This window comes from Streptomyces sp. NPDC007346, assembly GCF_040703535.1.
In the GTDB taxonomy this organism is placed as follows: domain Bacteria; phylum Actinomycetota; class Actinomycetes; order Streptomycetales; family Streptomycetaceae; genus Streptomyces.
The window spans coordinates 18,879-38,964 of sequence record NZ_JBEYKR010000008.1 but is presented as its reverse complement, the minus strand read 5'-3'; the positions used below and the strand labels follow the sequence as shown (position 1 = coordinate 38,964).

General features: G+C 74.2%; 13 protein-coding genes and 3 pseudogenes. 12 read left to right on the top strand and 4 right to left on the bottom strand.

Annotated features, from left to right (window positions below):
• The first annotated feature begins 25 nt into the window (after positions 1-25).
• Positions 26-2,509 (top strand): helicase C-terminal domain-containing protein, encoded by a 2,484-nt coding sequence (locus AB0917_RS04455; protein ID WP_366817955.1) that lies wholly within the window; start codon positions 26-28, stop codon positions 2,507-2,509.
• A gap of 30 nt (positions 2,510-2,539) precedes the next feature.
• Here AB0917_RS04455 and AB0917_RS04450 read toward each other — a convergent pair whose 3' ends face one another.
• On the bottom strand, positions 2,540-2,737 hold the full coding sequence (locus AB0917_RS04450; RefSeq protein ID WP_366817954.1) for a hypothetical protein: 198 nt from the start codon (positions 2,735-2,737) through the stop codon (positions 2,540-2,542).
• A 69-nt stretch (positions 2,738-2,806) separates the two neighbouring features.
• Between AB0917_RS04450 and AB0917_RS04445 the strand changes: the two are divergent.
• The 9 genes and pseudogenes from AB0917_RS04445 to AB0917_RS04405 all read left to right on the top strand — a co-directional run.
• A pseudogene (locus tag AB0917_RS04445) lies at positions 2,807-2,962 on the top strand (XRE family transcriptional regulator); the annotation flags it as partial.
• Positions 2,946-3,089 (top strand): annotated as a pseudogene (locus AB0917_RS04440) (NUDIX domain-containing protein); the annotation flags it as partial. The pseudogenes AB0917_RS04445 and AB0917_RS04440, both read left to right, overlap by 17 nt.
• 246 nt (positions 3,090-3,335) lie before the next feature.
• Positions 3,336-4,037, top strand: coding sequence for a DUF2071 domain-containing protein (locus AB0917_RS04435; RefSeq protein ID WP_366818021.1), 702 nt, complete (start codon positions 3,336-3,338; stop codon positions 4,035-4,037).
• A gap of 84 nt (positions 4,038-4,121) precedes the next feature.
• A complete protein-coding gene (locus AB0917_RS04430) occupies positions 4,122-5,765 on the top strand; it encodes a DNA repair helicase XPB (RefSeq protein WP_366817953.1) in 1,644 nt (547 codons plus the stop codon).
• A 131-nt stretch (positions 5,766-5,896) separates the two neighbouring features.
• Complete coding sequence (locus AB0917_RS04425; protein WP_366817952.1) at positions 5,897-6,862, top strand: AraC family transcriptional regulator; 966 nt, start codon at positions 5,897-5,899, stop codon at positions 6,860-6,862.
• Positions 6,863-7,080: 218 nt separating this feature from the next.
• Positions 7,081-7,926, top strand: a pseudogene (locus AB0917_RS04420) (ABC transporter ATP-binding protein); the annotation flags it as partial.
• 155 nt (positions 7,927-8,081) lie between these two features.
• On the top strand, positions 8,082-9,146 hold the full coding sequence (locus tag AB0917_RS04415) for an iron-siderophore ABC transporter substrate-binding protein (protein WP_366817951.1): 1,065 nt from the start codon (positions 8,082-8,084) through the stop codon (positions 9,144-9,146).
• 263 nt (positions 9,147-9,409) lie between these two features.
• A complete protein-coding gene (locus AB0917_RS04410; RefSeq protein WP_366818020.1) occupies positions 9,410-11,425 on the top strand; it encodes an iron ABC transporter permease in 2,016 nt (671 codons plus the stop codon).
• Positions 11,422-12,612 carry a peptidase C39 family protein gene (locus tag AB0917_RS04405; protein WP_366817950.1) on the top strand — a complete coding sequence of 397 codons (1,191 nt, stop codon included), beginning with the start codon at positions 11,422-11,424 and terminating at the stop codon, positions 12,610-12,612. Before AB0917_RS04410 ends, AB0917_RS04405 begins: the two co-directional genes overlap by 4 nt.
• 142 nt (positions 12,613-12,754) lie before the next feature.
• On the opposite strand, the gene AB0917_RS04400 is transcribed toward AB0917_RS04405, so the two are convergent.
• Complete coding sequence (locus AB0917_RS04400) at positions 12,755-12,946, bottom strand: hypothetical protein (RefSeq protein ID WP_366817949.1); 192 nt, start codon at positions 12,944-12,946, stop codon at positions 12,755-12,757.
• Positions 12,947-13,436: 490 nt separating this feature from the next.
• Between AB0917_RS04400 and AB0917_RS04395 the strand changes: the two genes are divergently transcribed.
• Positions 13,437-15,515: an ATP-binding domain-containing protein gene (locus AB0917_RS04395; RefSeq protein WP_366817948.1), complete on the top strand. Its 2,079-nt coding sequence runs from the start codon at positions 13,437-13,439 to the stop codon at positions 15,513-15,515.
• A 187-nt stretch (positions 15,516-15,702) separates the two neighbouring features.
• On the opposite strand, the gene AB0917_RS04390 is transcribed toward AB0917_RS04395, so the two are convergent.
• Positions 15,703-16,392 carry a copper homeostasis protein CutC gene (locus tag AB0917_RS04390; protein ID WP_366817947.1) on the bottom strand — a complete coding sequence of 230 codons (690 nt, stop codon included), beginning with the start codon at positions 16,390-16,392 and terminating at the stop codon, positions 15,703-15,705.
• 276 nt (positions 16,393-16,668) lie between these two features.
• Between AB0917_RS04390 and AB0917_RS04385 the strand changes: the two genes are divergently transcribed.
• On the top strand, positions 16,669-18,960 hold the full coding sequence (locus AB0917_RS04385) for a heavy metal translocating P-type ATPase (RefSeq protein WP_366817946.1): 2,292 nt from the start codon (positions 16,669-16,671) through the stop codon (positions 18,958-18,960).
• A 98-nt stretch (positions 18,961-19,058) separates the two neighbouring features.
• Here the strand turns inward: AB0917_RS04385 and AB0917_RS04380 are convergent, their stop codons facing one another.
• Positions 19,059-19,931, bottom strand: a complete 873-nt coding sequence (locus AB0917_RS04380; protein ID WP_366817945.1) for a biotin-dependent carboxyltransferase family protein — start codon at positions 19,929-19,931, stop codon at positions 19,059-19,061.
• Between the last annotated feature and the right edge of the window lie 155 nt (positions 19,932-20,086).

Sequence of the window (20,086 nt, the reverse complement as noted above, 5' to 3'; positions counted from 1 at the left end):
CGTTTCAGCGGCTAACGTGGGACGGATGGGGACGACCACACCACCGCGCACGCTCGCCGAAGCCCTGCGCGCCCGGGGCGACGAATCGCTGGCCGGGCTGCTGCGTGCCCGCCCCGACCTCCTCAACCCGGTGCCGAACGACATCACCCAGCTCGCCACGCGGGCCGGGACCCGGGCCTCCGTCGTGCGCGCGCTGGAGCATCTGGACCGGTTCGCGTTGCAGACCGCCGAGGCGCTGGCGGTGGCCCCGGACCCGGCCCCGTACGACACGCTCCTCTCGCTGCTCACCGGCGACGGGGCGGGCGACGGCGAGCAGCGCGACGACGTGGGGGCGGCCGTCACCGCCGCGCTGCCGGGCGCGCTGGCGACGCTGCGCGAACAGGCCCTGGTCTGGGGCGAGGACGAGCGGCTGCACCTGGTGCGCACCGCCCGCGAACTGCTCGCCCCGTCCCCGCAGCACCCCTCCCCCACCGGCCTCGGCCCGACGGTCGCCGAGGCGACGGCCGGGATGTCGCCGGGCCGGCTCCAGGAGATCCTGGCGGCGACCGGGCTGCCCGCCACGCACGACCCGGTCTCGGCGGTGGCGGCGCTCGCCGCCCTGTTCACGGACCGGACGCGGATGGCGGAGCTGCTGGACACGGCCCCCGTGGAGGCGCTGTCGGTCCTGGACCGGCTGGTGTGGGGGCCGCCGTACGGGGAGGTCACGCCCAACCCCACTCCCCCCGTGAAGTGGCTGCGCGACCGGGGCCTGCTGCTGCCGGTCTCGACGCGCACGGTGGTCCTGCCGCGCGAGGCGGCCCTCCATCTGCGCGCCGGACGCGCCCACCGCGTACCGGAACCGGTCCCCCCGGTCGTCGCCGCGACCGCCGAACGCGATCCACAGGTTGTGGACAGAGCGGCGGCCGGGCAGGCCTTCACGGCGCTGTCGACCGTCGAGGAGCTGCTGAAGCTCTGGAACGGCGGCGGCCCCTCGATCCTGCGCGCGGGCGGCCTGAGCGTACGGGAGCTGAAACGGGCGGCGACCGCCCTGGACGTACCGGAGCAGCTCGCCGCCTTCTGGATCGAACTCGCCTACGGGGCGGGCCTGCTGGCCACCGACGGCGAGAGCGACGAGCGGTACGCGCCGACGCCCGCGTACGACGAGTGGCTCGACCTCTCCTCCCAGGACCGCTGGACCCACCTCGCCACCGCCTGGCTTCCCGCCACCCGGGTCCCGGGCCTGGTCGGCGGCCAGGACGCCAAGGGCCGGGCCCTGTCCGCGCTCGGCCCGGAGCTGGACCGTTCGGCCGCGCCGGAGGTGCGCCGCCGGACGCTGGGGCTGCTCGCCGCCCTGCCGCCGGGCACGGTGGCCGACCCGGAGACGCTGCTGCGGCGGCTGCGCTGGGAGCGCCCGTTGCGCGGCGGCCCGGCTCCCGCCGCCGGCCCGACGAGCCCCGGGGAGGGCGGCGACCTCCGCTCCCGGCTCGCCCTGTGGACGCTCAACGAGGCGGAGCTGCTGGGCATCACGGGCCGGGGCGCGCTCTCCTCGCAGGCCCGCGCCCTGCTGGACGAGGGCCCGGACGCGGCGGCCGCCCTCCTCGCGCCCCTCCTCCCCGAACCGCTGGACCACGTCCTGCTCCAGGCGGACCTGACGGCGGTGGCGCCGGGGCCCCTGGAACGCCCGCTGGCGGAGACCCTCTCCGTCCTGGCGGACATCGAGTCGAAGGGCGGGGCGACGGTCTACCGCTTCACGCCCGGCTCGGTGCGCCGCGCCCTGGACGCCGGGCAGGCGGCGGCCGACCTGCACGCGTTCCTGGCCGCGCACAGCCGTACGCCGGTGCCGCAGCCCCTGAGCTACCTGATCGACGACGTGGCCCGCCGCCACGGCCACCTGCGGATCGGTGCGGCCTCCGCGTACGTACGCTGCGACGACGAGGCGGTCCTCAACGAGATCCTGGCCGACCGCCGCTCGACGGGCCTGCGCCTGCGCCGCCTGGCCCCCACGGTCCTGGCCTCCCAGGCCGACCCCGGCTCACTCCTCGAAGCCCTGCGCGAGATGGGCTACGCCCCCGCCGCCGAATCCGCCGAGGGCGACGTCCTGATCACCCGCGCAGGCGCCCGCCGCACCCCGCCCCGCACACCCCCGGCCCCGGTCCCCGAAGGCCCCCCGGCCCCGGACGCCACGCTGCTCGGCGCGGCGGTACGGGCCATCCGCGCGGGCGACACGGCCGCCACGGTCACCCGCAAGGAACCCACCGAGGGCGCCGCGGGGACGCGCACCTCCGACACCCTCCCCCGCACCACCCCCGCGGAGACCCTGGCCACGGTCCAGGCGGCCGCGATGACGGGCTCCGCGGTCTGGATCGGCTACGTCAACGCGGACGGTGCGGCCAGCCAGCGCGTCATCGCCCCGGTCCGCGTGGAGGGCGGCTTCGTCACGGCGTACGACCACACGGCCGACGAGGTCCGTACATACCCGCTGCACCGGATCACGGGGGTGGCGGAGCTGGCGGAGGACGGGGAGGGGTAGGGCACCGGCCTACTCGGCCGACGCGCGTCCTCATCGGTGCCCCTCCGGGTGCCTGCGCAGGTAGACGTTGCAGTCGGACACGGTGGTCATGTCGCCCACGGCACGCGCGCGGCCGCGTACGGTGGCCAACTCGGCACAGCCGGCACACCCTTCGACCGGGACAGGCTCCCGCTCCATCCCCAACGGCAGCTCGACAGGCGGGGTGCTGTAGCGCAGCGGTTCACTCATGCGGTGATCGTCACGCGCGTCACCGGGACGACGGAACCTCGTACGTTCCCCACTTCGGGACGTCCCGCAGCGCGTCGGCAGATCGACGTGCTCGTCTACGGGGCTGTCTTTCTGCACGAGGCATACCCGCGGCTCGACGAGTTGCTACGCGAGAGAGCTGCGGACGGATGCGCTGTCCGGATCGCGGTGGGCAACGCGGACGACGCCAATGTCCGACAGCATGGTCGTCGCGGCGTCGGCAGTCGTGACCGACGACGAGGGACGCATCCTGCTCCAGCGCCGCCGCGACAACGACCTCTGGGCTCTCCCGGGCGGCGGGATGGACCTCGGCGACTCGCTGCCCGGTACAGCCGTACGTGAGGTCAAGGAGGAGACGGGGCTCGACGTCGAGATCACGGGTCTCGTCGGCACGTACACCGACCCTCGGCACATCATCGAGTACAGCGGAGGCCAGGGGCCAGGGGTCAGAAGCTGGGGCGCTCAAGCTCCTGGCCCGGCGGCCGTCTGCGATGCTGCGGGTATGTCCTTCGCCGATCAGGGCCCCGGACCGAGGCGGGTGGCCCCCGAGCCCGTGGCGCCCGCCCCGCCCGCCGCGCCGATGCCTCCGCTGCTCACGCAGTCCTGGCTGGATCTGGCGTTCCTGCACTGGGCGGTCGATCCGGCGGACGTGGCGCCGTTGCTGCCGGCGGGGACCGTGCCGGACACCTTCGACGGGGTGACGTACGTGGGGCTCGTGGCGTTCCGGATGCACCGGGTGAGTGGGCTCGGGCTGCCGGGGATCCCGTACCTGGGCACGTTCCCGGAGACCAACGTGCGGCTGTACTCCGTGGACGGGCGCGGGCGGCGCGGTGTCGTCTTCCGGTCGCTCGACGCCTCGCGGCTGATCCCGGTCGTCGTGGCGCGGGCCGCGTTCCGGTTGCCGTACGTGTGGTCCCGGATGGACATCGCGCGCTCCGGCGACACCCTCACGTACACCAGCACCCGGCGGTGGCCCGGTCCGCGCGGGGCCCGGAGCCGGATCGTGGTGCGGGCGGGGGAGGCGATCGGTGAGCCCACGCCCCTGGAGCACTTCCTGACCGCCCGCTGGGCCCTGCACAGTTCGTTCTTCGGGCGGACCGCCTATCTGCCCAACGTCCATCCCCGGTGGCCCCTGCACCGGGCGGAGCTGCTGGAGTGCGACGAGGACCTGGTGGCCGCCGGGGGGCTGCCCGCGCCGGTCGGTGATCCGGTGAGCGTGCTGTACTCGCCGGGTGTTCCGGTGCGCTTCGGGCCGCAGCGCAGGCCCCGGTCCGGGGGCTGAGCGCACCCCGCCCCGCCCCCCGATGCGGCACACTGGACGTTTGGCCGCATCCGTGGCCGCACCCCGCAGAAAGGGCCGAAGCGCGTGACCGGACCCCTCATCGTCCAGAGCGACAAGACGCTGCTCCTCGAAGTCGACCACGAGCTGGCGGACGCCTGCCGCCGGGTCATCGCACCCTTCGCGGAGCTGGAGCGTGCACCCGAGCACATCCACACCTACCGGATCACCCCGCTCGGGCTGTGGAACGCCCGCGCCGCCGGGCACGACGCCGAGCAGGTCGTCGACGCCCTCGTGGAGTTCTCCCGCTACCCCGTGCCGCACGCGCTCCTGGTCGACATCGCCGAGACGATGGCGCGGTACGGACGGCTCACCCTCTCCAAGCACCCGGTGCACGGTCTCGTGCTCACCAGCACCGACCGGCCCGTGCTGGAGGAGATCCTGCGGTCGAAGAAGGTGCAGCCGCTGGTCGGCGCCCGGCTCGACCCGGACACCGTGGCCGTGCACCCCTCCGAGCGCGGGCAGATCAAGCAGACCCTGCTGAAGCTGGGCTGGCCCGCCGAGGATCTTGCCGGTTACGTCGACGGCGAGGCCCATCCGATCGAGCTGGCCGAGGACGGCTGGGCGCTGCGGCCGTACCAGAAGCAGGCCGTGGAGGGCTTCTGGCACGGCGGGTCGGGTGTTGTCGTGCTGCCGTGCGGGGCCGGGAAGACCCTTGTCGGGGCCGGTGCCATGGCCGAGGCCAAGGCCACCACCCTGATCCTCGTCACCAACACCGTCTCCGCCCGCCAGTGGAAGCACGAGCTGGTGAAGCGGACCTCGCTGACCGAGGACGAGATCGGCGAGTACAGCGGTACGAAGAAGGAGATCCGGCCGGTCACCATCGCCACCTACCAGGTGCTGACGACCCGGCGCAAGGGCATCTACCCGCACCTGGAGCTCTTCGACTCCCGCGACTGGGGCCTGGTCGTCTACGACGAGGTCCACCTGCTGCCGGCCCCCGTCTTCAAGTTCACCGCCGATCTTCAGGCCCGGCGGCGGCTGGGTCTTACCGCCACCCTCGTACGCGAGGACGGGCGGGAGTCGGATGTCTTCTCGCTCATCGGGCCCAAGCGGTTCGACGCCCCGTGGAAGGAGATCGAGGCGCAGGGCTACATCGCGCCCGCCGACTGCGTGGAGGTACGGGTCAACCTCACCGACTCCGAACGGCTCGCGTACGCGACGGCCGAGGCGGAGGAGAAGTACCGGTTCTGCGCGACCACGGCCACGAAGAGGAAGGTCACCGAGGCACTCGTACGCAAGCACCAAGGTGAGCAGACCCTCGTCATCGGGCAGTACATCGACCAGCTCGACGAGCTGGGCGAGCACCTGGACGCCCCCGTCATCAAGGGCGAGACCAGCAACGCCCAGCGCGAGAAGCTCTTCGGCGCGTTCCGGAACGGGGAGATCAGCGTCCTCGTCGTCTCCAAGGTCGCCAACTTCTCCATCGACCTGCCGGAGGCCACCGTCGCCATCCAGGTCTCCGGGACCTTCGGGTCGCGCCAGGAGGAGGCCCAGCGGCTGGGGCGCGTGCTGCGGCCGAAGGCCGACGGGCACGAGGCGCGGTTCTACTCGGTCGTCGCCCGCGACACCATCGACCAGGACTTCGCGGCGCACCGCCAGCGGTTCCTGGCCGAGCAGGGGTACGCGTACCGCATCGTCGACGCGGACGAGCTGCTCGCGGGGAACTGAGGGGGAGCTGAGGAAGCAGCTGAGGAAAGCAGCTGAGGCGAGGGAGCTGAGGCGAGGGAGCTGAGGCGAGGGAGCTGAGGCGAGGGAGCTGAGGCGAGGGAGCGCCGTGGGGTCGGGATACAGTCGTTCCCATGCCCCCTCACCCCCCTGACCTCGCAGGATTCGGGGCGTGGCCACGCGAGCCCGGCACCGTGATGCGCCGGGCCTCGGCGGTTCCGGCGGGGGCCTCGGAGCCGTTCGTGATCATCTCCGAGTCCCACGTACCCGGCGTCCCCACCGAGTGGGAGCCGCACACCCACCCCCTGCACGAACTGGTCTGGGTGCGCGGCGGAACCCTGATGTCCCGGGTGGCGGACCAGGTCTTCACCGTCTCCGAGGGGCAGGGCCTGTGGATGCCCGCCGGGGTGGTGCACGGGGGGCGGCTGACGGCCGGGGTCGAGTTCTCCGACGCCTTCTTCGCCCCCGACCGCACACCGGTCGCGTTCGAGGGGCCCACGGCCATCGCGATGACCCCGCTGCTGGAGTCGCTGCTGGCCCACCTGGCCCGTACGGACCTCGGTGCCGAGGCTCGGGCGCGGGCGGAGTCCGTCGTGTTCGACGTACTGGTGCCGTCGGAGCGCCAGTTCGCGCTCCAGTTGCCCGGCGACGCCCGTATCGACGTCATCGCCGAGGCCCTGTTGGAGGATCCCGCCGACGCCCGGTCGCTGGAGGACTGGGCGCGGGCGCTGGGCACCAGCGACCGTACGGTCACCCGGGCGTTCCGCCACTCCACGGGGCTGTCCTTCACCCAGTGGCGGCAGACGCTGCGCGTCCACCGGGCGTTGACGCTGCTCTCCGAGGGGCTCGACGTGCAGTCCGTCGCCCTGGAGCTGGGGTACGCGCAGCCCAGCACCTTCATCGCCGCGTTCCGGCGGGTCGTGGGGACGACACCGGGGGCGTTCTTCAGTACGGCCGCCGGTGCGGCCTTCCGTACGGCCGCCGCCGACGCCGCCTTTCCCACAGCCGCCGCCGAGGCCGGCATCCGTACGGCCGCCGACAGTGCCGCCTTCCCTACGGCCGTCGACGCGACCGAGGTTTCCGCCCCCGTGGCCGGCTAGACCTGCTCCCTCCGTGTCCGAAACGCCGTATCCGGTGTCGCCAGCTCCTGATTGCCGACACGACAGGCGGAATATAGCCTTCCACGAGTTAGGGCACCCTTAGTTGTTGCCCGCCAGGTGTGGTCGTCGTCGGGCTCGGGGAGCTTGTGGCCCGGTCGGCGGCGCGCGGACCCGAGGGTGTCGTGCGCCATCGCCCCTCGACACGACCGGACCCACCCATGTTCACGCGCCACCCCCCTCCTGCCGCCGGGCCCGCCCCGGCGGCCGCCCTCAACGGGCGTCGACTCGTGCTCCGGTACGGGAAGACCCCGGTCGTGCACGGCGTCTCGCTGACCCTGGAGCCCGGTCGCGCCACCGCCCTGGTGGGCCCGAACGGCAGCGGGAAGTCCACGCTGCTGCGCTCGCTCGCCCGGCTGCACCAGGTGGACGACGGCACGGTGACGCTCGGCGGCCGTGACGGTGCTCCCGAGCGCGTGGCCTCCCTGCTCAGTGCGCGGGAGTTCGCCCGGGAGGTCACGCTCTTCTCCCAGTCGAGGCCCGCGCCCCAGGGCCTGACGGTGGCGGAGGTCGTGGCGTTCGGCCGCCACCCCTACCGGCGGGGCTTCGCCGGGCTCTCCGCCGAGGACCGTGACGCGGTCGCGTACGCGATGGACGCCACCGGCGTACGGGACATGGCCGCCCGCGCCGCCGGGGAGCTGTCCGGCGGCGAGATGCAGCGCGTGTGGCTCGCGGCCTGCCTGGCCCAGAACACGGGCGTCGTGCTGCTGGACGAGCCGACGAACCACCTGGACCTGCGCTACCAGATCGAGACCCTCGACCTGGTGCGCGACCTCGTCCAGGACCACGGCATCGCCGTCGGGATCGTGCTGCACGACCTCGACCACGCCGCCCGCGTCGCCGACACGCTGGTCCTCATGCGCTCCGGCCGCGTCCACGCCGCGGGAGCGCCCGCCGACGTCCTCACCGCGAAGAACATCGGCGAGGTCTACGACCTCCGCGTCGAGGCGGGCATCGACCCGCGCACCGGCCGGGTCCGTATCGACCCCATCGGGCGGCACCCCGCCCCGGCCACCGCCCCTGCCTTCGCCTCGGCCTCAGCCCCGGTCGCCGCCCCTGCCACCGCCCCGGCCTCCGCCCCGACCGCCGCCCCGGTCACTTCCACGATCAGCGAACACAGCAACACCAACGGCTGCGACAGCAGCAACCGAGAGGACCTCTCATGATCCGCGTCCGCCGTCTCCTGGCGTCAGCCGCCACCGGGCTCGCCGTCGCCGTCGCCGCCACGGCCTGCGGCACCACCGACGTCTCGTCCGGGACCGACGCCGCCGCCTCCCCGGCGCCCGCGTCCAAGGACTGTGCCGGGGACACCACGGCGACGTCGACCGAGCCGGTCACCCTCACCGACAGCCTCGGCCGGAAGGTCCGGCTCGACAAGCCCGCCGCACGCATCGCCGTCCTGGAGTGGCAGCAGGTCGAGGACGCCCTCACGCTCTGCGTCACGCCCGTCGCGGTCTCCGACGCGAAGGGGTACCGGACCTGGGTCAGCGCGGAGAAGCTGCCCCAGGGCGTGACGGACATCGGCAACCGCGAGGAGCCCGACCTCGACACCCTCGCCGCCGCCGAGCCCGACCTCGTCGTCGTGGAGGCGTTCGACGCCAAGGACGAGACCCTCCTCGCGCTGGAGAAGCGGGGCATACCGGTGATGGCCACCCGGGGCGCCGACCCCGAGGACCCCATCGGCAACGTGCGGGAGGTGTTCAACCTGATCGGCGAGGCGACCGGGCGCACCGAGCGGGCCGAGCAGGTGATCGGTGAGTTCGACGACCACCTCGCGCAGGCGAAGAAGAAGGTGGCCGACGCCGATCTGCCGACGAAGGACTTCCTGTTCTTCGACGGCTGGCTCCAGGGCGGCAACCTCACCGTCCGCCCCTACGGCCAGGGCGCCCTGTTCACCGCGATCGGCGAGGAGCTGGGGATGAAGGCCGCCTGGACCGACGACATCAACAAGGCGTACGGCGACGGGGGCGTGGACCCCTCCTACGGGCTGGCCCAGACCGACGTCGAAGGGCTGACCGGCGTGGGCAAGGCGAACCTCTTCTACGCCAACGACGAAGGCGCCGGAGGCTACGTCGCGGCCCTCCGGAAGAACCCGGTCTGGAAGTCGCTCCCCGCCGTGAAGGAAGGCCGGGCGCACAGCTTCCCCGCGCGGGTCTGGGGCGCCGGCGGGCCGCGCTCGTGCGAGCAGGCGATCGACGCGTACGTCGACGTCCTCACCAAGAAGTGAGCGCTCCACCGGCCGACGCACAGGAAACCGCCGAGCACGAGACCGGCGCACAGGAAACCGACGCACAGGAAACCGCCGTGCAGGAAACCGGCGTGCACGAGACCGGCGCACAGGACCAGGTCCCCGCCCCCGCTCCGGCCGCCGGACAGCCGCCGGTGCCGGGGGCCGGCCCCGGCCCCGGCCCAGGCGGCGGCCCAGGCGGCGGCCCAGGCGGCGGCCCAGGCGGCGGCCCAGGCGGCGGCTTCGCCGGGGTCGCCGTCCTCGTGGTCCTCGGCGTCGGGATCGTGCTGGTGGGCCTCTGGCACCTGACGCAGGGGACCTCCGGCGCGGGTGTGTGGGACCTGGTGCGGTACGCCGCCGGGGCGCGGGAGGACATCGACGGAGTGCCGGTCGGCGACATCGTCGCCGGTTCGCGGCTGCCCCGGCTGCTCGCGGGGGTGGCCGTGGGGTTCGCCCTCGGCGCCGCCGGTGCGCTGCTCCAGTCCGTCACCCGCAACGCGCTCGCCTCCCCGGACACCCTCGCGGTCACCGCGGGGGCCTACTTCACGCTGTCGTCCGTCGCCGCCTTCGGGCTCACCGTCCCGCTGTGGGCCTCCGGGGCGGTCGCCTTCGCGGGCGGCCTGCTCGCGGCGGTGCTCGTCCTGGCCCTCACGGGCCGTACGGCGGGCACCTCCGGAACACGCCTCGTCCTCGCCGGATCGGCGATGGCGATGGCGCTGGACGCGGCGACCGCGATGCTCCTCATCCTCTTCGACCGCAACACCACCGGCCTCTTCGCCTGGGGCAGCGGTTCCCTCGCCCAGCTCAACATCGACGCGTCCATGCGGGCGCTCCCGCTGGTGGCCGTGGTGCTGTGCGTCGCGCTCACGCTCTCCCGGAAGCTGGACGTGCTGGGCCTGGGTGAGGACACCGCGTCCTCCCTCGGTGTGCCGATCCGGGCGACCCGTACGACCGCGGTGCTCTGCGCCGTACTCCTGACCAGCACGGCCGTGACCCTCGCGGGCCCGATCGCCTTCGTCGGGCTCGGGGCCCCGGTCCTGGCCCGGCTGATCGCCGTACGCGTACGGGCCCTGCACCGGCACGCGCTGCTGGTGCCCGGGGCCGGGCTGCTCGGCGCGCTGCTCGTCCTGCTCGCGGACGCGTCGCTGCGCGCGGTGCTGGGCGCCGAGGGCGCCGCCTCCGTCCCCACCGGTGTGCCGACCGCGCTGCTCGGCGCCGTCGTCATCGTGGTCCTCGCGCTGCGCCTGCGGGACGCGGGGCCGGTGCGCCTGCCTCCGCCGGCGCGGGCCGCCACCCGGTCGGGCCGGTCGTTCCTCGTCGTCGTGACCGTCGCGGTGGTGCTCCTGGCCGGGGCCGTACTCGTGGGGATCCTCGCCGGGAGCCTCTGGCTGCGCACCGGGGACCTGGTGCTCTGGGTCCAGGGCACCGCCCCCGACCTGGTCGGGCGCGCGCTCGACGACCGGATGCCCCGGGTCGCCGCCGCGGTGCTCGCGGGCGCGGCGCTCGGGCTGGCCGGGTGCGCCGTACAGAGCGCGGTACGCAACCCGCTGGCGGAGCCCGGCGTGCTCGGCATCACGGCGGGGGCCGGCCTCGGCGCGGTGGTCGTCGTGACGTCGGGCCTGCCCGGCGGCCGGCCGCTGCTCATCGCCGCCGCCGTCGCCACCGGGCTCGCCACGTTCGCGCTGATCGCCCTGCTGACCTGGCGCGGCGGCTTCCTGCCCGACCGGTTCGTCCTGGTCGGCATCGGCTGCGGGTACGGGCTCAGCGCCGTCTCCACCTTCCTCCTGCTGCGCGCCGACCCGTGGAACACGCCCCGGATCTTCACCTGGCTCTCCGGTACGACCTACGGGCGCTCGCTCCCCGACGTCGTACCGGTCGCCGTGGGGCTGATCCTCGCGCTGCCGCTGCTCCTCGCCATGCACCGCCGGCTCGACCTGCTCGCCGTCGACGAGGACACCCCGCGCATCCTCGGTGTCAGCCCGGCGCGCACCCGCTTCGCCTCGCTCACGGTCGCCGCGGTCCTCGCGGCGCTCGGCGTGATCGCGATCGGTGTCGTCGGCTTCGTCGGGCTCGTCGCCCCGCACCTCGCCCGGTCCCTCGTCGGCGCCCGGCACGGCCGCGCGATCCCGGTCTCGATGCTCCTGGGCGGGGTGCTGGTCTGCGTGGCCGACACCCTGGGGCGCACGCTCATCGCGCCCGCCCAGATCCCCGCCGGGCTCATGGTCGCCCTGGTCGGCGCCCCCTACTTCATCTGGCTGCTCAGGAGGTCCCGCGCATGACGCCGAGCCACCCGCACCACGCCGTGATCCCGTACGAGCCCGGCGCGTGGCCGGAGGCGCTGCGGCGGATCGCCCGCCCCGAGGTGCTGGAGCGCTGGGGAGCGGCCGACCGTTCCCCGCACGCTCCCCGCCTGGTGGCCGTTCCCGACGGCGACGGCGACGGCGGATGGGCCGCCGCCGCACTGGTGACGGCGCGCCCCGGCACCGCCTACGTGAAGATCGTGGACGCGGTCGGGGATGTGCCGAAGGCCGCCGAGGCGGTGGTGTCGTACGCGTACGAGCAGGGCCTCGTGCAGGTCAAGTGGGAGGGGTGGACGGCGAGCGCGGAGGACGCCGACGCGGCCGGGTTCGCTCCGTTGCGGCTTCCCCTCGCCCGGCCGCACGGTCCGGGTGGGCCCGGTAGCGGGTATGTGCGCCGGCTGGGCAGGGCAGACGCCCTGGCCGAGGAGAAGAACGTCCCGGCTGAGGCAGACGTCCTGGCCGAGGCAGATGGCTTGGCCGAGGCAGCAGACGTCCTGGCCGAGGCAGGCACCCTGGCCGGGGAAGGCCTCGCCGAGCCGCCGTACTACCGGCAGAGCACCGACTTCACCTGCGGCGCCGTCACCGCCCTGGTCGCCCAGGCACAGGCGGGCGCGGAGAGCCCGGAGTCGCTCGACCGGCCGGCGGAGCTCACGCTCTGGCGGGACGCGACCAACTTCCCCGCGTGCGAGCCCGTGGGACTGGGGGTCGCGGTCCGCCGCAGGTGGCCCCTGTCGCCGGTCGAGGTGTTCCTCGACACGGACGAGCCGGTCCTGCTCGACCACCTCTCCGGGAGCGAGCGGGAGTGGCGGGCGGTGCTCCAGCGCGCGTCCCGGGCGGACGCCGGGCAGTCCGGCGTCCCGATCGAGGCGCGGCGGCTGTCCCTGGCCGGGCTCCGGAGCGCGGTCGGCCGGCGGGAGCACGTACTGCTCCTCGTCTCGCTGGCCGTCATGCAGGGGTTCGACGTGCCGCACTGGGTGCTGTGCCACGGGGTCGTGCCGGGTGCGGTGGTGGTGGAGGATCCGTGGTTCAACACGGCCGCCGGGGAGAGCTGGGTCGACGCCCACCTGCTGCCCGTGCCCGACGCGTCGCTCGACGCGATGTCCCTGGTCGGGGAGGGCCGGGTCCGGGGCGCCGTACGCATCGGACGCCCGGGGCGGTCCTGCTGAGGCCTTGCTGATGCCCTGCTGAGGGCGGCTCGGTGGCTCGGGGCTCGACGGCCCGGGACTCGACGGCCCGGCGGGCTCGGCGGGCCCGGTGGAGCTGCGCAGGACGGCTCAGCGCGCCCGCGCGGGTCCTGCTGGGGGCGGCTCAGCGCCCCCGGTCGACGACGCCCGCCCCCTCCGCGTACTCCCCCAGGACGATCACGCTGAACGCCGCCGCCACGAACACCTTCACGGCGCGCACCGCGTCTCCGGCGCGATGGGGTCGGTGGTGACCGGTGGCCGCGGTAGCGCCGTGCGCGGGGCCGGTCCTGCGTGGGTTCAGGGTGGCTGTGCTCATGTATCCATGGTGCTCCCGTCACCCGGATGGGCGCGTCGGCCCGCAGAGGGAACCCGCGCGCCGGGCGCGTAGCTCTCCAGTACCCCTCGGGCCGCACACATCCCCTACGGGTACCCCTGGGGCCGGGACCCCGGCGAAGCCCGTATTCCGTTTCGACCGGGGCCGGACCTGTGGCTACAATCGCCGGTCTGCCCGCCTCCCGCACCGTGGTACCGGCCTTTCGCCGCCGGCAGCCGGGGGAGCGCCGCCGACCGGACGGAAACCGGCCGACACCTACGGATACGAACCTTCCCGGCGGACCGACCGACGGCTCCGATGTCACCGGAGCGCTGCCCGGTCCGCCGCCCTGCGTCGAGAAGCCGTCGATAACCGTCGAGGGCCGTCAAAAGCCGTCGAAGGCTGTCGAAGAGCTGTCGTGAAGTCGGCAAGAAGTCGGCGAAAAGCCGTCGAAAAGCCGTTCAAGAGCCGTTGAAGAGCCGGAGGCAACACCGTGCCCGCGCACGTAGCAGAAAGCGACTCCCCCACCGATCCCCTGGCGCACGAACGCGCCCATCTCGCCGCGTCCCGCGCCGCCCTGCGCGCGATGCGCGAGGACGTACAGGCCCTCGACATCCGCGACGTCACCGCGAACTGGGTCAACGCCGCCGTGCTCCAGTCCCAGATCGACGACCGCATCAAGGCGCTCGCCGACCTCTCCCACACCCCCCTCTTCTTCGGCCGCCTCGACTACCTCCACGCGGTCGGCGGCGAGCTGGCCGAGGGTGCGGAGGGCGAGCGGTTCTACATCGGGCGCCGGCACGTCCACGACGCCGCCGGGGACCCGATGGTCATCGACTGGCGGGCCCCAGTCTCCCAGCCGTACTACCAGGCGTCCCCGAAGAACCCCCAGGACGTGGGGCTCCGCCGCCGCTTCGGGTACACGGCCGGCGAGCTGACCGCGTACGAGGACGAGCACCTCACCGACCCCACCGAGGCCGCGCGGACCAGCCGGCTCCTCCAGGCGGAGATCGAGCGGCCCCGCGTCGGCCCGATGCGCGACATCGTCGCCACCATCCAGCCCGAGCAGGACGAGATCGTACGGAGCGGCCTCGGCGGGACCGTCTGCGTGCAGGGCGGCCCCGGCACCGGGAAGACCGCCGTCGGCCTGCACCGGGTCGCGTTCCTGCTGTACGCGCACCGGGACCGGCTCGCCCGCACCGGCACCCTCGTCATCGGGCCGAACCGTTCCTTCCTCCACTACATCGAGCAGGTCCTGCCCGCCCTCGGTGAGCTGGAGGTCAAGCAGGCCACCGTCGACGACCTGGTGACGGCGGGCGTGGAGGTGCGGGGCGCCGACGACGCGGCCGCCGCCGTCGTCAAGGGCGACGCCCGCATGGCCGAGGTGCTGCGCCGGGCGATCCGCTCGCACGTGAGCACCCCCACCGAGCCCGTCGTCGTGGTGCGCGGGTCACGGCGGTGGCGCGTGCCCGCGTACGAGATCGAGGAGATGGTCGACGAGCTGCTCGCCCGGGACATCCGGTACGGCTCCGCCCACGAGGCCCTGCCGCAGCGGATCGCGCACGCCGTCCTCGTACGGATGGAGGAGGCGGGCGAGGCCCCCGACGACCGGGTGCAGAACACCGTGGCCCGCAATCCGGCGGTGAAGGCGGCCGTGAAGGCGATCTGGCCCGCCGTCGACCCGGAGAAGCTGGTGCTGCGGCTGCTGGCCGACCCGGAGTTCCTGGCCGCCCACGCGGAGGGGCTGCTCAGCGAGGACGAGCAGAAGCTGATCCTGTGGGCGAAGCCCGCCCGGAGCGTGAGGTCGGCCAAGTGGTCGGCGGCGGACGCGGTGCTGATCGACGAGGCCCGGGACCTGGTGGCCCGTACGCACTCGCTCGGCCATGTGGTGCTCGACGAGGCGCAGGACCTGTCCCCCATGCAGTACCGGGCGGTGGGGCGGCGCTGCTCGACCGGGTCGGCCACCGTGCTCGGGGACCTCGCGCAGGGGACGACGCCGTGGTCCACGGAGAGCTGGAACGAGGCGCTGTTCCACCTCGGGAAGGCGGACGCGGTGGTGGAGGAGCTGACGGCCGGCTTCCGCGTGCCGCGCGAGGTCATCGCGTACGCCTCCCGGCTGCTGCCCGCGATCTCGCCGGGGCTGGCGGCGGTGGAGTCGGTGCGTGAGGCGCCCGGTTCGCTGATCGTGCGGGAGGTCGTGGGCGGCGCGGACGAGCGGGACGCGGCCGTCGTCGCCGCCTGCGAGGAGTCGCTGCGCCACGAGGGGTCGATCGGGCTCATCGCCGCCGACGCCCGGATTCCGGCGCTGGGCGCGGCCCTGGAGGCGGCGGGCCACGCGTACCTGTCCCCCGGTGAGGAGACCACCGCCGAGTCGCGGCTGACGCTGGTGCCCGCGTCGCTCGCGAAGGGCCTGGAGTACGACTACGTGGTCCTCGACGAACCGGCGGCCGTGGTGGACGGCGAGCCGGACGAGCGGACCGGGCTGCGGCGGCTGTACGTCGCGCTGACCCGTGCGGTGTCGGGGCTGACGGTGGTGCACGCGGCGGCGTTGCCGGAGACGCTGGGCGCGTAGGCGCTGGAGGCGTAGGTACGCGGCTACGCGGTGCGCGGGTACGCAGCAGGTGCGTACGGCGCCGGGTCCGGCGAGGGACCGGGACCGGCGAGGACGTGGTCCGGCGAGGGTTGGGAGCGAGACCGGCGAGGGGGTGGGACCGCGCCCTGTCCCACCCCTCCCGGACACCCGGGGAGCCCCGGACCGATCAGGCGTCGAGCGCCTCGCGCCACTCCCGTACCGCCGCCGCGTCCACCGGCGCCGACCAGCCGCCAGGACGGGCCGCGCCGCCGATGTGGAAGGCGTCGATGCCCGCCCCCCGCAGCTGCGGCAGGTGGTGGAGCTGGAGGCCGCCGCCCACCAGGATCTGCGGCTCGTACCCCGGCTCCCCGGTCCGGGCGGCCTCCGCGAGGAGCGTCGGGATGCCGGTGTCGACCCCGGCCGGCGAACCCGCCGTGAGGTACGTGTCCAGGCCCGGCAGGTCCGCGAGCTGCTTGCGCAGGGCGTCGCGGTCGGTGGCCCGGTCGATCGCGCGGTGGAACGTCCACCGGGCGCCGTCCAGCTCGGCGACGATCCGCTCGACGGCCACCAGGTCGGCGTGGCCGTCCGCGTCGAGGAAGCCGAGGACGTACTCGTCGGCGCCCTCCGCCCGCATCTCGCGGGCCTTTCCGACCAGCACATCGATGTCACCGGCGGCGAATCCGTCCGCCACCCTGAGCATGACGCGCAGCGGGATGTCCACGGCGGACCGGATCGCCGCGAAGGTCTCCCGTGACGGCGTCAGGCCGTCCGCGGCCATGTCGGTGACCAGTTCGAGGCGGTCCGCACCACCTGCCTGAGCAGCGACCGCGTCCTCCGCGTCGAGAGCGATCACCTCCAGGACTGCACGGTTGCTCATGGGTCCCCATTCCTCCGATACGCGGCTATAGGTCTAGTCCAATGGCCAGACTACGGGGCGGCCGAGTGGCCGCGCAGCCCTCCATCTGAACGCATGATCGCGGAGATGCGCGAGCCCACCCCGCAGTCGAGTGATGAGGTTCATGCCCATGACAGGACGAATGCCGCCTCGCGCACCCCGGGCGTTCCTTGCGTTTCATAGGGGCGGGGGGTATACATGGGAGAGGAAGGGATACCCCCTAGGGGTATCCGATCCCCTGGCTCCGAGGAGGACCCCGTGCCCACGCACTCCGCCACCACCGGCACCGACGCCGCCTCCGGCAGCGTCGAGCTCGCCATCGGCGGGATGACCTGCGCCTCCTGCGCGGCCCGCATCGAGAAGAAGCTCAACCGGATGGACGGCGTGGAGGCGACCGTCAACTACGCCACCGAGAAGGCGAAGGTGACGTACCGGGGCGAGGACGTCTCCGTACAGGACCTGATCTCCACCGTCGAGGCCACCGGCTACACCGCGCAGGAGCCGCCACCGCCCGCGGGGGCGGGGAAGGACGGATCGGCGGCGCGGGAGACGGAGCCCGAACCCGACGACGGGCTCACCACCCTGCGGCAGCGCCTGATCACCTCCATCGTCCTCGCCGTCCCGATCATCGCCATGGCGATGATCCCCCCGCTCCAGTTCGACAACTGGCAGTGGCTCTCCCTGACGCTGGCCGCCCCGGTCGTCACGTACGCCGGCTGGCCCTTCCACCGCGCCGCCTGGACCAACCTCCGGCACGGCGCGGCGACGATGGACACGCTGATCTCGGTCGGCACGTCGGCCGCGTTCCTGTGGTCGGTGTGGGCGCTGTTCTTCGGTACGGCGGGCATGACCGGGATGACGCACCCGTTCGAGCTGACCATCGCGCGCAGCGACGGCGCGGGGAACATCTACCTCGAAGCCGCCGCCGGGGTGACCGCCTTCATCCTCGCCGGGCGCTACTTCGAGACCCGCTCCAAGCGGAAGGCCGGGGCCGCGCTCCGGGCCCTCATGGAGCTGGGCGCGAAGGAGGTCACCGTCCTCCGCGACGGCGGCCAGGTCACCGTCCCGACCTCCGAACTCCAGGTCGGGGACCACTTCCTGGTCCGGCCCGGGGAGAAGATCGCCACCGACGGTACGGTCGTCGAGGGCAGCTCGGCCGTGGACGCCTCGATGCTGACCGGTGAGTCCGTGCCCGTGGAGGTCGCCGTCGGGGACTCCGTCACCGGCGCCACCATCAACGCCGGCGGCCGCCTCGTCGTCGAAGCCACCCGCATCGGCTCCGACACCCAGCTCGCCCGCATGGCCCGCCTCGTCGAGGACGCCCAGAACGGCAAGGCAGCCGCCCAGCGCCTCGCCGACCGCATCTCCGCCGTCTTCGTCCCCGTCGTCATCGCCCTCTCGCTGGGCACCCTCGGCTTCTGGCTCGGCAGTGGCGCCGGACTCACCGCGGCCTTCACCGCCGCCGTCGCCGTCCTGATCATCGCCTGCCCCTGCGCCCTCGGCCTGGCCACCCCCACCGCCCTCATGGTCGGTACCGGCCGCGGCGCCCAGCTCGGCATCCTCATCAAGGGCCCCGAAGTCCTCGAGACCACCCGCCGCGTCGACACCATCGTCCTGGACAAGACCGGCACGGTGACGACCGGCAAGATGACCCTGCTCGACGTCCACGTGGCCGAGGGCACGGAGGGGAACGACGTCCTGCGGCTGGCCGGTGCCCTGGAGCACGCCTCCGAACACCCCATCGCCCAGGCGGTGGCGGCCGGCGCCGCCGAACGCCTCGGCGGGTCCGACCCCCTGCCCACCCCCGAAGACTTCGCCAACGTCCCCGGACTCGGCGTCCAGGGCACCATCGAGGGCCACGCCGTCCTCGTCGGCCGGGAGAAACTGCTGGCCGAGTGGGAGATCCGCCTGCCGGACGGGCTGGCCCGCGCCAAGGCCGAGGCCGAGAGCGCCGGGCGCACGGCCATCACGGTCGCGTGGGACGGGGAGGCGCGGGCGGTCCTGGAGGTCGCGGACGCGGTGAAGGACACCAGCGCCGAGGCCGTCGAGCGCCTGCGCGGCCTCGGGCTCACCCCGATCCTCCTCACCGGTGACAACCGGGCCGTCGCCGAGTCGGTCGCGGCCGAGGTCGGGATCGACCAGGTGTACGCGGAGGTCATGCCCGAGGACAAGGTGGACGTCGTCAAGCGCCTTCAGGAGGAAGGCCGTTCGGTCGCCATGGTCGGCGACGGGGTCAACGACGCCGCCGCCCTCGCCCAGGCCGACCTGGGCCTGGCCATGGGGACGGGGACGGATGCCGCGATCGAGGCCGGTGACCTCACCCTCGTACGGGGCGACCTGCGGGCCGCCGCCGACGCCATCCGGCTCTCGCGCCGCACCCTCTCCACCATCCGGACCAACCTGTTCTGGGCCTTCGCCTACAACGTCGCCGCCATCCCCCTCGCCGCGGCGGGGCTCCTCAGCCCGATGATCGCCGGGGCCGCGATGGCGTTCTCGTCGGTGTTCGTGGTCGGCAACTCGCTGCGGCTGCGCGGCTTCAAGGGCGCGTGAGGCCCCTGTCCGCCGGGCTCCTCACGCCCGTACGGACCGTGGTCACGGGCTGCTCACGGCCCGTACGCAACCGCACTCGCGCGGTGGGCACGGGCTCCTCACGCCCGTACGAACCGCACCCGCGTTCCTGGAACCGCCTGCGCCGCCCCGGCGAGGGCGGTTTCCGGTACGACGCCGACGACCGGGTATCCCCCGGTCGTCGGGTGGTCGTTGAGGAAGACGACGGGCCGCCCGTCCGGGGGCACCTGGACCGCCCCCAGCACCATGCCCTCGCTGGGCAGTTCGCCGTCGCGGGCCCGCTCCAGGGCGGGGCCTTCGGTGCGGAGGCCGATGCGGTTGCTGTGCGGGGAGACCCGGTACGCGGCGGTGGTGAGCGTACGCAGCGCGGCGGCCGTGAACCAGGCGTGGCGCGGGCCGAGGTGGAGGGGCAGCACCAGCTCGGCGGGGGCGCCGGGCCAGGGGACGGGGCCGTCGCACCCCCGTGGCTCCCCCGCCGGTTCGCCCAGGGACAGCGCGTCGCCCTCGCGCAGGGGGGCCGGGCCCAGGCCCGAGAGGAGGTCGGCCGAGCGGCTGCCCAGCACCGGTTCCGGCGCCAGGCCGCCCGCGAACGCCAGGTAGCCGCGCACCCCGCTCACCGCCGGGCCCACGTCCAGCACCGCGCCCGCCGGGACCCGGACGGGCGCGCCCCACGCCACGGGCCGCCCGTCGACGCTCACCCGGCACCCCGCACCGCCGACGACGGCCACCACGGCCCGGTCCGGGCGGACCGCGCACCCGGTGACCGTGGTCTCCAGGAGGGCGGCGCCCGGCGGGTTGCCCGCCAGCCGGTTGGCCAGCCGGGCGGCGGGGGCGTCCAGGGCCCCGGCCCGCCCGACGCCGAGGTGCGCCCAGCCGGTGCGGCCGGCGTCCTGGACGGTGGTGAGGGCGCCGGGGCGGACGACGTGGAGGAGCCCTGCCCGTACGGAGGCCATCAGCGAGTCTCCGTACGGGACTTGGGTACGGGGGCGGGTGCGGGCGGGGGTATGGGTGGGGGGACGGGTACGGGCACGGGGGCGGAGGCGGGTTCCGCTACGGACACGACCCCGGAACCGGGCACGGACACGACCCCGGACGCGGCCCCGGGCAC

What these genes read in the sequence shown, in the direction of transcription:
- AB0917_RS04380 (WP_366817945.1), bottom strand. Translation starts at nt 19,931, where the DNA reads ATGGCCTCCGTACGGGCAGGGCTCCTCCACGTCGTCCGCCCCGGCGCC.
- AB0917_RS04400 (WP_366817949.1), bottom strand. Translation starts at nt 12,946, where the DNA reads ATGAGCACAGCCACCCTGAACCCACGCAGGACCGGCCCCGCGCACGGC.
- AB0917_RS04390 (WP_366817947.1), bottom strand. Translation starts at nt 16,392, where the DNA reads ATGAGCAACCGTGCAGTCCTGGAGGTGATCGCTCTCGACGCGGAGGAC.
- AB0917_RS04455 (WP_366817955.1), top strand. Translation starts at nt 26, where the DNA reads ATGGGGACGACCACACCACCGCGCACGCTCGCCGAAGCCCTGCGCGCC.
- AB0917_RS04425 (WP_366817952.1), top strand. Translation starts at nt 5,897, where the DNA reads ATGCCCCCTCACCCCCCTGACCTCGCAGGATTCGGGGCGTGGCCACGC.
- AB0917_RS04435 (WP_366818021.1), top strand. Translation starts at nt 3,336, where the DNA reads ATGCCTCCGCTGCTCACGCAGTCCTGGCTGGATCTGGCGTTCCTGCAC.
- AB0917_RS04450 (WP_366817954.1), bottom strand. Translation starts at nt 2,737, where the DNA reads ATGAGTGAACCGCTGCGCTACAGCACCCCGCCTGTCGAGCTGCCGTTG.
- AB0917_RS04405 (WP_366817950.1), top strand. Translation starts at nt 11,422, where the DNA reads ATGACGCCGAGCCACCCGCACCACGCCGTGATCCCGTACGAGCCCGGC.
- AB0917_RS04415 (WP_366817951.1), top strand. Translation starts at nt 8,082, where the DNA reads ATGATCCGCGTCCGCCGTCTCCTGGCGTCAGCCGCCACCGGGCTCGCC.